The 12,596-nt window shown below is 70.9% G+C and carries 10 protein-coding genes; 3 read left to right on the forward strand and 7 right to left on the reverse strand.

Going from position 1 to position 12,596, the window contains the following annotated elements; all coding sequences use genetic code 11:
- Positions 1-92: 92 nt before the first annotated feature.
- Together ACIP4Y_RS27380 and ACIP4Y_RS27385 are read right to left on the reverse strand one after the other, a co-directional pair.
- Positions 93-1,727 carry a polyamine aminopropyltransferase gene (locus ACIP4Y_RS27380; RefSeq protein WP_401398266.1) on the reverse strand — a complete coding sequence of 545 codons (1,635 nt, stop codon included), beginning with the start codon at positions 1,725-1,727 and terminating at the stop codon, positions 93-95.
- A 90-nt stretch (positions 1,728-1,817) separates the two neighbouring features.
- A complete protein-coding gene (locus ACIP4Y_RS27385; RefSeq protein WP_358639684.1) occupies positions 1,818-2,342 on the reverse strand; it encodes a DUF2617 family protein in 525 nt (174 codons plus the stop codon).
- Between the two features lie 940 nt (positions 2,343-3,282).
- Between ACIP4Y_RS27385 and ACIP4Y_RS27390 the strand changes: the two genes are divergently transcribed.
- Positions 3,283-4,467: a pyridoxal phosphate-dependent aminotransferase gene (locus ACIP4Y_RS27390; RefSeq protein ID WP_401398268.1), complete on the forward strand. Its 1,185-nt coding sequence runs from the start codon at positions 3,283-3,285 to the stop codon at positions 4,465-4,467.
- Between the two features lie 57 nt (positions 4,468-4,524).
- Here the strand turns inward: ACIP4Y_RS27390 and ACIP4Y_RS27395 are convergent, their stop codons facing one another.
- Both ACIP4Y_RS27395 and clpB read right to left on the reverse strand, forming a co-directional pair.
- Positions 4,525-5,055 carry a YbjN domain-containing protein gene (locus ACIP4Y_RS27395; RefSeq protein WP_015493304.1) on the reverse strand — a complete coding sequence of 177 codons (531 nt, stop codon included), beginning with the start codon at positions 5,053-5,055 and terminating at the stop codon, positions 4,525-4,527.
- Between the two features lie 105 nt (positions 5,056-5,160).
- Positions 5,161-7,758, reverse strand: coding sequence for an ATP-dependent chaperone ClpB (clpB, locus tag ACIP4Y_RS27400; RefSeq protein ID WP_401398270.1), 2,598 nt, complete (start codon positions 7,756-7,758; stop codon positions 5,161-5,163).
- Between the two features lie 115 nt (positions 7,759-7,873).
- Between clpB and ACIP4Y_RS27405 the strand changes: the two genes are divergently transcribed.
- Positions 7,874-8,257: a TIGR03618 family F420-dependent PPOX class oxidoreductase gene (locus ACIP4Y_RS27405; RefSeq protein ID WP_358639678.1), complete on the forward strand. Its 384-nt coding sequence runs from the start codon at positions 7,874-7,876 to the stop codon at positions 8,255-8,257.
- Between the two features lie 155 nt (positions 8,258-8,412).
- Here ACIP4Y_RS27405 and ACIP4Y_RS27410 read toward each other — a convergent pair whose 3' ends face one another.
- Positions 8,413-8,748 (reverse strand): hypothetical protein, encoded by a 336-nt coding sequence (locus tag ACIP4Y_RS27410; protein ID WP_401398273.1) that lies wholly within the window; start codon positions 8,746-8,748, stop codon positions 8,413-8,415.
- Between the two features lie 312 nt (positions 8,749-9,060).
- Between ACIP4Y_RS27410 and ACIP4Y_RS27415 the strand changes: the two genes are divergently transcribed.
- Positions 9,061-10,071, forward strand: a complete 1,011-nt coding sequence (locus ACIP4Y_RS27415) for a helix-turn-helix transcriptional regulator (protein ID WP_358639676.1) — start codon at positions 9,061-9,063, stop codon at positions 10,069-10,071.
- Positions 10,072-10,152: 81 nt separating this feature from the next.
- On the opposite strand, the gene ACIP4Y_RS27420 is transcribed toward ACIP4Y_RS27415, so the two are convergent.
- Positions 10,153-11,193, reverse strand: coding sequence for a LuxR C-terminal-related transcriptional regulator (locus ACIP4Y_RS27420; protein WP_358639674.1), 1,041 nt, complete (start codon positions 11,191-11,193; stop codon positions 10,153-10,155).
- Between the two features lie 197 nt (positions 11,194-11,390).
- Positions 11,391-12,497: a sugar ABC transporter substrate-binding protein gene (locus ACIP4Y_RS27425; RefSeq protein ID WP_401398275.1), complete on the reverse strand. Its 1,107-nt coding sequence runs from the start codon at positions 12,495-12,497 to the stop codon at positions 11,391-11,393.
- Between the last annotated feature and the right edge of the window lie 99 nt (positions 12,498-12,596).

A 12,596-nucleotide genomic window follows, 5' to 3' on the forward strand; every position in this document is an offset into this window, starting at 1 on the left:
CCGGAACGCACCCGGCCCTGCCGAGGGCTCCGGCCCCGACCCCCGGTTCGCCACCCGTCCCGGTCGGCTGGAAGGCGTCCCCCCGGCACCGCTCAGTACCTCGGATGCACCAGCGTCGACGCCCGCACCCCCCGGACCCTCGTCCGCTCCGCCGCCCGGGCGTCCGCCGTCAGGTCGCTCTGGGTCAAGGTGGCCGAGTGGCCGGCGGGCACGCGCAGGGGCGGTGGGGCGGGGCCGGGGGCCGCGAGGAGGAAGCCCCAGTCGTGGGGGGCCCGGGACGTGCCGGTCGAGCGGTCGGGGCCGGGGGCGAAGCCGGTGTCGTGGCCGAGGACCCGGTAGGGGGAGACGGCGAAGCCGGCGGTGCGCAGGGTCACGGCGACGGTCCAGAAGGCGCGGGGTCGGGCGGTGACGGGGCCCGCGTGCACCACCAGGCGGCCGTCCCGGGCGAGGACACGGCGCGCGAGGCCGTAGAACTCCTGGGAGTACAGCTTGGTGCTGGCGGTGATGCCGGGATCGGGAAGGTCGGCGATGACGACGTCGTACGTCGGCCCGCGCGCCTGCCGCAGCCAGCCGAGCGCGTCGGCGGTGGTGACCCGGACGCGCCGGTCGGCGAAGGCGTGCCCGTTGGCGGCGGACAGGCCGCGGTCGCGGCGGGCCAGGTCCACCAGGCCGGGGTCGAGTTCCACGACGTCGACGCGGCGCACCCCGCGCCGGCGCAGCACCTCGCGGGCGGCCAGGCCGTCGCCGCCGCCGAGGATCAGGACGCGCGCGTGCGGGCCGGTCAGGGCGGGCCCGACCAGCGCCTCGTGGTAGCGGCGGGCGTCCCGGCCGCCGACGCGCAGGCGGCCGTCGAGGAAGAGGTCGAGGGGCCGGCCGTGGGTGCCGCCGGCCAGCACGACCTCCTGGACGTCGGTCTGTACGGCCACCCGGACGTCGGTGCCGTACACGGCGTGCCGGGCGGCCCGTTCGAAGTCGCCGGCGAGGGCGGCGGCCGAGGCGAGGACGCCGAGGACGACGAGACCGGTGAGCAGCAGGGTCCAGCGGGCGCGGCGGGTGAGGTCGCGGCGGAAGAGGCCGAGGACCAGGGCGCCGCCCGCGACCACGTTGACCGTGCCGGTCAGCAGCGCTCCGGTCAGCTGGCCCAGGAACGGCAGGAGCAGGAAGGGGAAGGCGAGGCCGCCGACGAGGGCGCCGACGTAGTCCGCGGCGAACAGGTCGGCCACCGCGCCGCCCGCGTCCTGCCGGCGGATGCGCTGGATCAGCTCCATGAGCAGCGGGACCTCGGCGCCGATGAGCAGGCCGATGGCGAGGGAGAAGGCGACCAGGAGGCAGCGCGGCCCGTCGGCCCACATCCCGCCCCAGCCGGCGGTCCAGGCGAAGACGGCGTACAGGGCCATGGCGCTGCAGCCGCCGACCAGCGCGAGGGCCGACTCGACGGCGCCGAATCCGGCCGCCGCGTGCCAGCGCAGCCGTTTGGCGGCGAGGGAGCCGATGCCCATCGCGAACACCATCACGGACAGCACCACGGAGGCCTGGGTGACCGAGTCGCCGATCAGGTAGGAGGCGAAGGCGACGAGTTCGAGTTCGTACACGAGTCCGCAGGCTGCGCAGACGAAGACACACACGAGGACCAGGAACCGCCCGGTGCCGGGCCGGACGGGCAGCCGGGCGGGGCCTGTCCAGGAGGGCGGGGCGCCCGGGGGCGCGGGGGCGTGCGGTTCGATCACGCTGCGACGTTACGTCACACACTCGGCACGCTTCGTCACCCACACGTGTGGATCTGAGGTCAGTTGACGCAGTGCGGGTTTATGCCGCCGTCACCGCGGCCGTGCCGCTTTCACTCGCGGTCCGACCCGGGTCCGGGTGGCCACCAACTGCCCGTCCTGCGGGTAGGCGTGCCACGTGCGCCAGTGCACCTGGCCCTCGTGCCACTGGGCCAGCAGCGCGGTGAACGCGTGCGGGCTGCCGGGGAAGACACCGGCGAGGCCGTGCGGATGGTCGGAGACGAGGGCCAGCAACTCCTGGGCGCGGCCGGCGAACGAGCCGGGGGTGAGCACCTCCACGCGGGCGGCGAACTCGTACTCCCAGTCGCCGACCCGCTTGGCGACGCCCAGCGGCAGCGGGGTGCTGGAGCCGGGGATGCACGCGACCGTCTCCGAACAGCTGCCCCGCTCCTCCTCCAGGAGCACCTGGTGCGACGCACCGAGCAGCCGCAACTGCAGTTTGGCGCCCGTGAGTTCGAGATCGAGCGTGGCCAGGGCGGGCAGCGGCTCGCGTCCCAGGGCCCAGGCGAGGTCGGCAGCGCGCGTATCGGTGTAGGAGGTGTTCAGGGTCGTGAGCATGGATCGGCTCCGCTAACACGCAAATGAGGGGGAGAACGGCCATGTCAGCCCAGCCGGTCCGGCCGGGGTGGGGAGTCTGGAGGACGTCCGAGGGGCTGCGTTGGCGATGTAGAGGGAATCATGAACAGTGGCGCCGCCACAGCGTTTTTACCCAACTTCGCCGGGTTTCCATCCCTCAGAGGGCTACACAGTTCAACTGTTCAACCATGGCGTGCGCCGGGCGCGGGGACGAACAGGCCGAGCGCCCGCCGATGGTCCCTCCGGCGGGCGCTCGGTGGTGTGCGGCCCGGATGCGGTTCCCCCTGTTCCGGAAGCTCGGCTGCCCCGTGTCAGCTGCCTCCCCCGCATCCGCCCCCGCCGCACGAGGAGCCCCCGCCGCACGACGAACCTCCGCCGCAGGAGTGGCCCCCGCATGAGTGGCCCCCGTGTCCCCCTCCGTGCCCTCCGTGCCCTCCGTGTCCGCCGTGTCCGCCGTGTCCGCCGGACGAGCCGGAGTCCCCGCCGCCGACCCACCAGCTGCTCGACCCGCTGTCCGTGTAGGCCGAGGACGACGAGGACGAGGACGACGAGCCGTACGACCGGTTCCGCCCGCGGCCGGCCCTGTGCAGCGAGAGCCGGGTGTTCCGGCTCCGGCGGGCCCGGCCCGCCGCGAGGAACACGATCACGACCACCGCCAGGATGATGCCTGCGAACATGGCGCCACCCTCCTTCCGTTCCCCCGAAGCGGCCCCCCGTGGGCGCCTCGCGTGTTGCCGCGCCTCGCGCGGTGCCGGGGGGATGCCCGTCCGCTTCCCACCGCAAAGCAGAGTTGAGCAAGTTCTGAGGGTCCATCCGGGAAAATGCCCTCTGACCTGCGGCGCAAGGTGAGTCGGGGGCCGCCGGGACGGATGCGCGTCATTGCCTGGAGGTGAGTTGAGGAAACCCCGGGCATGCGCGCAGGATGGCCGGCATGACCTCCAGCGCACGTCCTCACCTCAACCGCCGGCTCGCCGCGTTCGGGACGACGATCTTCGCCGAGATGTCGGCGCTCGCCGTGGCGACCGGGGCGATCAACCTGGGCCAGGGCTTCCCCGACACCGACGGCCCCGAGGAGATCCGGGAGGCCGCCGTCCGGGCGCTCCGCGACGGCCGCGGCAACCAGTACCCGCCCGGCCCCGGCGTCCCCGAGCTGCGCACCGCGATCGCCGCGCACCAGCAGCGCCACTACAACCTGTCCTACGACCCCGACACCGAGGTGCTGGTCACCGCGGGCGCGACCGAGGCGATCGCGGCCTCGCTGCTGGCGCTGGTCGAGCCGGGTGACGAGGTGGTGGCGCTGGAGCCGTACTACGACTCGTACGCGGCGAGCATCGCCATGGCGGGCGGCACCCGGGTGCCGGTGACGCTGCGGCCGCACGACGGGAGCTTCCGGCTGGACCTCGACGAACTGCGGGCCGCCGTCACCGACCGCACCCGGCTGCTGCTGATCAACACCCCGCACAACCCGACCGGTACGGTCCTCACCCGCGCGGAGCTGGCAGCGATCGCCGAGCTGGCCGTGGAGCGGGATCTGCTGGTGGTGACCGACGAGGTCTACGAACACCTGGTCTTCGACGGCGCCGGACACCTGCCGCTGGCCACGTTCCCCGGGATGCGCGAGCGGACGGTGAGCATCGGCTCGGCCGGCAAGACGTTCTCGTTCACCGGCTGGAAGGTCGGCTGGGTGACGGCCGCGCCGGCGCTGGTGAGCGCGGTCCGCGCGGTGAAGCAGTTCCTGACGTACGTCACCTCGGGCCCGTTCCAGTACGCGGTGGCCGAGGCGCTCGCGCTGCCCGACTCCTACTTCGAGGAGTTCCGCCGGGGCATGCTGGCCCGCCGGGACATCCTGGCGGAGGGGCTCACGGCGGCGGGATTCGAGGTGTTCCGGCCGGCCGGCACCTACTTCGTCACCACCGACATCCGGCCCCTCGGCGAGAAGGACGGCTTCGCCTTCTGCCGTGCCCTCCCGGAGCGGGCGGGCGTGGTGGCCATCCCGAACGCGGTGTTCTACGACGACCGGGAGGCGGGGGCGCCGTTCGTGCGCTTCGCCTTCTGCAAGCGGGAGGAGGTCCTCCGGGAGGCGGCGGAGCGGCTGCGCCGCATGTGAGCGCGGACGGGGGCACGGTCCGGGGGCGGGAGCCCCCGGACCGGCCCGGGGGTGCTGTTACTCCCCGTCGTCCTCGGGCTGCTCGGAGTCGTTGACCTCCTGCTCCAGGCCGAGCTGCTCCACCAGCCACTTGTCGAACTCGATCGCGGCCCGCACCCAGCTGACCGTGGAGGAGACGAAGTGGTTGATGTCGACGCCCGTGCCGATCAGCATCTGGGCCTCGCCGATCAGACGGACGGTGCCGTCATCGTGGGTGTGGGTGTACACCTTCGGCCACAGGGTGCGGCGGTTCCAGTCGTCGATCGACTCGAGCAGCTGCGGCTTCTCGTCGATCTTGTGCGGCCGGTCGTAGAAGGTCCGCACCGAGAAGATCGCCTGTTCGGCCTCTCCGCGGAACATGAAGTAGGTGCGGAACTGCTCCCACGGCGCGGCGAGGTCACCCTCCTCGTCGACGACGTACTTCAGCTCCATCTGGTCGAGAAGCTGCTTCACCAGGTCCTGATCCGGGAGGACGGGGCCCGCCGGTCCTTGGGGCTGCGGTTCGGGCTGGCCCCCGAAATTCGGAATCGAGGACGGGTCGATGCTCACCGTGTTTTTCCCTTCATGCGGATGCGGCCATCCTCCCACCGGCGGGTCGGGGGATGGCAACCCCCGACCCGCCGGTCAGCCCAGAGCTGACAACCGGGGTGTCCGCTAGAGGGTCTTTCCGGTCGCGGGGCCGACCAGCAGGCCCTCGCCGAAGCGGTCCACGCGGACCGTGTCGCCGTCCTTGACCTCGCCGGACAGGATCTCCTTGGCGAGCCGGTCGCCGATGGCGGTCTGCACCAGGCGGCGCAGCGGCCGGGCGCCGTACGCCGGGTCCAGACCCTCCTGCGCCAGCCAGGCCAGCGCCTCGGGGGTGATCTCCAGCGTGAGCTGCCGCTCGGCCAGCCGCTTGGCGAGCCCGTCGATCTGGAGCTGGGCGATCCGCTCCAGCTCCGGCTTGGTGAGCGCGGAGAAGACCACCAGGTCGTCCAGCCGGTTCAGGAACTCCGGTTTGAAGGAGGACCGGACCACCTCCAGGACCTGCTCCTTCTTCTGCTCCTCGCTGGTGAGCGGGTCCATCAGGAACTGGCTGCCCAGGTTGGAGGTGAGTACGAGGATGGTGTTGCGGAAGTCGACCGTGCGGCCCTGACCGTCCGTCAGCCGGCCGTCGTCCAGCACCTGGAGCAGGATGTCGAAGACCTCCGGGTGGGCCTTCTCCACCTCGTCCAGCAGGACCACGCTGTACGGACGCCGCCGCACCGCCTCGGTCAGCTGGCCGCCCTCCTCGTAGCCGATGTAGCCGGGAGGCGCGCCGACCAGCCGGGCCACGGTGTGCTTCTCGCCGTACTCCGACATGTCGATGCGGACCATGGCCCGCTCGTCGTCGAAGAGGAAGTCCGCGAGCGCCTTGGCGAGTTCCGTCTTGCCGACACCGGTCGGGCCGAGGAAGAGGAAGGACCCGGTGGGCCGGTCGGGGTCGGCGATCCCGGCCCGCGACCGCCGTACGGCGTCACTGACGGCCCGCACGGCCTCGCTCTGCCCGATGAGCCGCTTGCCGATCTCCTCCTCCATGCGCAGCAGCTTCTGGGTCTCGCCCTCCATGAGCCGCCCGGCGGGGATACCGGTCCAGGCGGCGACGACGTCGGCGATGTCGTCGGCGCCGACCTCCTCCTTGACCATGGTGTCCTTGGCGACCTCCTCCTCGGCCTCGGAGGCGGCCTCCAGCTCCTTCTCCAGCTGCGGGATCTCGCCGTAGAGCAACTTGGCGGCGGTGTCGAAGTCGCCGTCGCGCTGGGCGCGTTCGGCCTGTCCGCGCAGGTCGTCCAGCTTCTCCTTCAGCTCACCGACCCGGTTGAGGGACTGCTTCTCCTTCTCCCAGCGGGCGGTCAGGCCCCGCAGCTCCTCCTCCTTGTCGGCGAGGTCGCGGCGCAGCTTCTCCAGGCGGGCGAGGGAGGCCGGATCGGTCTCCTTGCCGATCGCCAGCTCCTCCATCTTCAGCCGGTCGACGGCCCGCTGGAGCTCGTCGATCTCCACGGGCGAGGAGTCGATCTCCATCCGCAGCCGCGAGGCGGACTCGTCCACCAGGTCGATGGCCTTGTCGGGGAGGAAGCGGGAGGTGATGTACCGGTCGGACAGGGTGGCGGCGGCCACCAGCGCGCTGTCCGCGATCTGCACCTTGTGGTGGGCCTCGTACCGGCCCTTGAGTCCGCGCAGGATCGCGACGGTGTCCTCCACCGTCGGCTCGGCGACCAGCACCTGCTGGAAGCGCCGCTCCAGCGCGGGGTCCTTCTCGATCCGCTCCCGGTACTCGTCCAGCGTGGTGGCGCCCACCATCCGCAGCTCGCCGCGGGCGAGCATGGGCTTGAGCATGTTGCCCGCGTCCATGGCGGAGTCGCCGCCGGCGCCGGCACCCACGACGGTGTGCAGCTCGTCGATGAAGGTGATGATCTGCCCGTCGGAGTCCTTGATCTCGGCGAGGACGGCCTTCAGCCGCTCCTCGAACTCGCCGCGGTACTTGGCACCGGCGACCATCGCCCCGAGGTCGAGCGCGACCAGCCGCTTGTCCTTCAGCGACTCGGGCACGTCCCCCTTGACGATCCGCTGCGCGAGCCCTTCCACGACGGCGGTCTTGCCGACGCCGGGCTCACCGATGAGGACCGGGTTGTTCTTGGTACGGCGGCTCAGCACCTGCACGACCCGCCGGATCTCCTGGTCCCGCCCGATGACCGGGTCGAGCCGGCCCTCGCGGGCGGCGGCGGTGAAGTCGGTGCCGAACTTCTCCAGGGCCTTGTACTGGCCCTCGGGGTCGGCGGTGGTCACGCGGCGTCCTCCCCTGGCCTTCTTGAAGGCCTCCAGCAGCTTCTTCGCCTCGGCGCCCTGCCGGACGAGCAGCTCGGCGGCGGCACCGCCCTTCGCGGCGACACCGATCAGCAGGTGCTCGGTGGACAGGTACTCGTCACCGAGCTCCTTCGCGCGCTCGCCGGCGTCCGCGATCACGGCCAGCAGGTCCCGGTTGGGCTGCGGCGGTGCGACGGTGGACCCGGTCACGCTGGGCAGGCCGGCCAGGATCCGCTCCGCGCCGGCGCGTACGGCTGCCTGGTCCGCGTCCACGGCCGCGAGCAGGTCGGTGATGTTCTCGTTGTCCTGCCCCTGGAGCAGGGCCAGCAGCAGGTGAGCAGGGGTGAGGTCCGGGTGCCCCTCGGTCACGGCGCGATTGCTCGCCGCGTTGATCGCGTCCCGGCTCCTGTTGGTCAGCTCGGCGTCCACGGTGTCCCTTCTCCTCCTCGACCACTGTCCACTGCTGACTTAACCAGCATACGCAAACTTGAGTCTATTCCACTCAAGGTTCCTTGCGGGAGTGCTTCGGGGCTAGGTTGCGCGCATGGACGAGCCGTACCTCGCCTTCTGGCGTGAACGACACCTGTGCACCCTGACGACCCTGCGCCCCGACGGCAGCCCCCACGTTGTGCCGGTGGGCGTGACGTACGACGCCGAGGCCCGGCTGGCCCGGGTGATCACCAACGGAACGAGCGCGAAGGTCCGGCACATACGCACGGCCGGGCCCGAGGGCGCCCGGGTGGCGGTGTGCCAGGTGGACGGCCGGCGCTGGGCCACGCTGGAGGGGCGGGCGCGGGTACGGACCGAGCCGGAGCGGGTGGCGGAGGCGGTGCGGCGGTACGCCGAGCGGTACGAGCGGACGCCGTCGCCGAACCCGTCCCGGGTGGTCATCGAGATCGAGGTGGAGCGGGCGCTCGGGCACGGCTGAGTACCGGCGGTTTTCCGCCACCGTGAAGCCCGGCGAAAGTGCGCCTATACCCCGATATCTCCCCGGAAACTGCAGCGGCGTCACCGTGTTCAGGTCACGGTGACGCCGCTGCGGGGGGAAGCGCCTGAGCGATCTGTTACGACGGGGGAATCGCGTCAGGCACTGCGGGGGGTGGCCGAGATGGTCCTCAGGTCGGACTCCGCCGGCTCGGCGAGCCGGTGGTCCCGCTGGTCCAGGTTCACAAAGATCATTCCGTACCGGATGGCACAGCGCACCGGCTGCGGCGCCCCGCGCGGCTTGCGCAGACACCGGAACGCCCGTACGTCCCCGTCGTCGTCGCGCGTGACGACGACCGGCTCCCCGAACACGGTCACCATCAGCGAGTCACCACTGTGGGGGATGGCGGTGACCAGGTCGATGAAGTGCCAGCCGGAACGGTAGGCGGTGGCCATTTCGCGACGGAAGGAGCGGTCGTCGGGTGGAGTGGTCACATCAGCTCCCCGCCACGCTTGCCGTCGACTCCGCTGCCGCTGCCGCCGGCCAGACACTGTCCGCCAGCACATGCCCCTTCGGAGCCAGTGGCCAGACACTGTCGCCCGCGTCATCACCTCTTCCGCCGGACCCTCCACCGAGAACCCCGACGGTCGCGACGGCGGCGAAGGTGGCGACAAGCACCGAGCGAAGCATTCTGTTACGCATAGTCGGCTTCGTCCTCACTTGAAGGTCCCCTCTTCCCCCGTCGGGTACGACGATGGCTCATTCGGGCACATCAATGCCACACGATCGGTGCATCATGTTCCTGCATGTTCAGGACCCTGGGGGGTGGAGATTTGGTGGCAAATCGGACTAAGGCGACACATCCCCATGCGATGACCGAGATGTGCGAAGTAGGCGGACAACTTTATGCTGCCGCCCTGCGTACTGGGCGAATCGCTCGGGAAGACGTGACGCCGGCTCCGTGCCTGATGGAGTTCGCCCTCCTCCATCCCGACCCCGACGATCCGGAATGGCTGCGTCCGGTGCCGCCTGCCGTCGCCCTCGCCCAGCGGCTCAATCCGATCGAGCACGAGATCACCGAACGCCGACGGCAGTCGATCCAGTTGTCCGACGCCTTCGCCCCCTTCATGGCGCTCGGCGCCCAGATGTCGACCACCAGCGACTCGATCACTGTGCTGGAGGGCAGTGAGCGGATCAACGCGGCGCTGGATCTGGCCACTTCGCAGTGCCAGACCGAGATGCTCACGGTTCAGCCGAGCGGCCACCGGCCCGAGCGCAGCCTCAAGCAGGGGCTGGGACGCGACCGGCCGCTGATCGAACGCGGGGTGCGCATCAGAACGCTCTACCCGCACACCGCCCGGTACAGCTCGGAGCGGCTGGATTACGCCGCCCGGCTCTCCGACGGCAAGGTGGAGCAGCGCACCATCGACGGACTGGTCGAGCGGCTCATCATCTGCGACCAGACCGTCGCCTTCATCCCGACCCGGGACGACCAGAAAGTCGCCCTGGAAATCCGTCAGCCGGGCCTCGTCAGCTACCTCATCAAGGTGTTCGAGTTCATGTGGGACCACGCCGTACCCCTGAGCGCCGGCACCCCCTACGAAACCGCCCCCGACGGCATCACCGAGATCCAGCACTCCATCGCCAAGCTCCTGGTCGAAGGCCACGTGGACGAAGCCATCGCCCGCCGCCTCGGCATGAACGTCCGCACCTGCCGGGCCCACATCGCCAAACTCGCCCAGGCCCTCGGCAGCGGCAGCCGCGCCCAGCTCGGCTATCTCATCGCCCAGTCCGGCATCCTGGACCGGGACCACTGACGGTGACCGGATCAGGGGAGGACACGCCCCAGGGGGTGAACGTGCGGACCGCGCGGCTGCACATCGCGCAGCCCTGGTACCTCATCGCGCGGTCGGGGGCTCTTGATCCGGACCGGTGAGGGCGGTGGCCGGCAGGGGCGGGCGGTGGCCGTCCAGGCCGACCTGGGCGATGCGGACACCGAGTTGCGTGCGGCTGGCGGCGCCCAGGGTCTCGGACAGCCGGGCGATGTGGGCCCGGCACGTCCGCACGCTGATGCCGAGCCGCTCGGCGATGACGGCGTCCTGGTGCCCCTCGGCGAGCAGCGCGGCGATGGACTGCTCGCGGTGGGAGATGCCCTCGATGCCGGTGTCGGGGAGGGGCGCGGTGAGCGGGATCGCCAGGCGCCAGAGGCGTTCGAAGACCGTGACCAGGTACTCCACCAGCGCCGGGTGGCGCAGCTCCAGGGCCATCGTGCGGTCGGCGTTGGCGGGGATGAACGCCACCGTGCGGTCGAAGAGGATGAGCCGGTCGATGACCTCGTCCAGGGTGCGGGCCTCCACCGTGTCGCCCATCAACTCCAGGTAGTTCAGCAGGCCCTGGCCGTGCCGGGCCACGTGCGTGTAGAGGTCCCGCATCCGCACGCCCCGGCCGCGCAGCGCCAGCGCCCGGTGCAGACCCTCGGTGAGTTCCGCCTCCCGCCGGATGCCGCCGGGCTGCACGGTGAGCACCTCGGTGGTACACGCCTCGGTCGCCTCGTCCATCGCGGCCTGGATGCGGGACAGCCCGTCCAGGACCCGGATGGCGCTGCCCTCGGCCGGTGCCAGCGTGTTCAGCTGCCGGCCCAGGCCCGCGTACCACTCGAACGCGGCCACCGCCGAGCCCACCCGCCGCTGGCTCGCGCTGACCTCGTCGTAGACCCCGCGCAGGAGCCGGGTCATGACCTCCTGCGGGGAGGTCGGCACCAGCCAGTCCATGTCGTCGGGGTCGGGGTGCAGCAGGGCCAGCTCCAGCAGGCAGGGCACCGGTTCGGCGTCCGTGCGCGGCACCCGTCCCCGGCGCACGGCACGGGAGTACACCCGATCCCCGGCCGCACACAGCCGGTCGGCACCGTGAGGATGCTCCTCCGCCCCGCGCCCGGCCATCGCCCATTCCACCCCCGGTGTGCTGCCACTTCCGCAGCGCAACTATGCGCGGCGCCGAAGGGGGTCCGCAACACGGCTCTCCCCACGGTGGCCACCGGAAAATCCCGCTATGCCCTGCTTTCGGCGCCGCTCCGTCCCCCGCATTGCAACAAGCTGACGGTGGCGGAGCGGACGGCGCTGCGGCGGGGCCGCCGGGCCTACTTGAGGCCGATCGCCGCGCAGGCGGCCTTGTACTTGGCGGTGCAGATGTCACCGACGCCGTAGATGCCGTCGGCGACGACGGTGTCCTTGATGCTGTGCTTGGTGAGCGCGGTGACCTGCACCAGCTTGGAGGGGATGTCCTTGGTGGTGGGGCTGTCCACCCGGTCCTGGGTGAGGGCGTCGAACTGGATGTCCTTGCCCTGGATCTTGGTGACGGCCATCTGCGCGGCGGCCTCGGCCTCGTCCGGGTAGGACTTGTAGACGCTCATGTACTGCTCACCGCCCAGGACCCGCTGCACGGCGTCCAGTTCGGCGTCCTGGCCGGTGATCGGCGGCAGTTCGGTGACGCCGGCCGCCTTCAGGGCCTTGATGACACCGCCCGCCATGCCGTCGTTGGCTGCGTAGACGCCGGCGATGTTGCTCTTTCCGATCTGCGCGATGGCCTTGGCCATGAAGGCCTCGGCGTTCTCCGGCTTCCAGTCCGGGGTGTCGAAGCTCGCCGCGATGTCCACCTTGCCGTTCAGCTCGGAGAGCGCGCCCTCCTTGAACTGCTTGGCGTTGGGGTCGGTGGGCGAGCCGTTCACCATGACGACCTTGTCGGAGGTGTCGACGTTCGGCCCGAGCGCCTCCAGCAGGGTGCGGCCCTGCACCTCGCCGACGAGTTCGTTGTCGAAGGAGATGTAGGCGTCGATCGGGCCCTCGGCGAGCCGGTCGTAGGCGATGACCGGAATGCCCGCGTCCTTGGCCTTCTTCACCTCGTCGGCGATGGCGTGCGCGTCCACCGCGTCGAGCAGGATGACGTCGACCTTGGCGTCGATCATGTTCTGCATCTGCTCGGACTGCCGGGCGGCGCTCGCGTCGGCGTTGGCGTACTGCACCTTGCCCTGCTTCTTGGTGAGTTCGGCCACCTTGTCCTTGATGATGGGGTAGTCGAACTTGTCGTAGCGGGTGTTCGCCTTCTCCGGCAGCAGCAGGCCCACCGTGACGTCGTTGCCCTTGGTCGGGCTCGCGCTCGCGCCGTCCCCCGTCGCGTTCAGCACGCCACAGCCGGCGAGCGAGAGGGTCATCGTGGACGCGGCCACGGATATGGCGATTCGACGCATTCGAGGGCTCACTTCAGGTGCGTTCCGGACGTGGGTGCTGCTTTACGACCCAGGTGTCTGAAAAGACAACTTCGGTGCCGCACCCGACGTCAAGAAGAA

It is taken from the genome of Streptomyces sp. NPDC088810 (assembly GCF_044750305.1).
GTDB lineage: Bacteria > Actinomycetota > Actinomycetes > Streptomycetales > Streptomycetaceae > Streptomyces.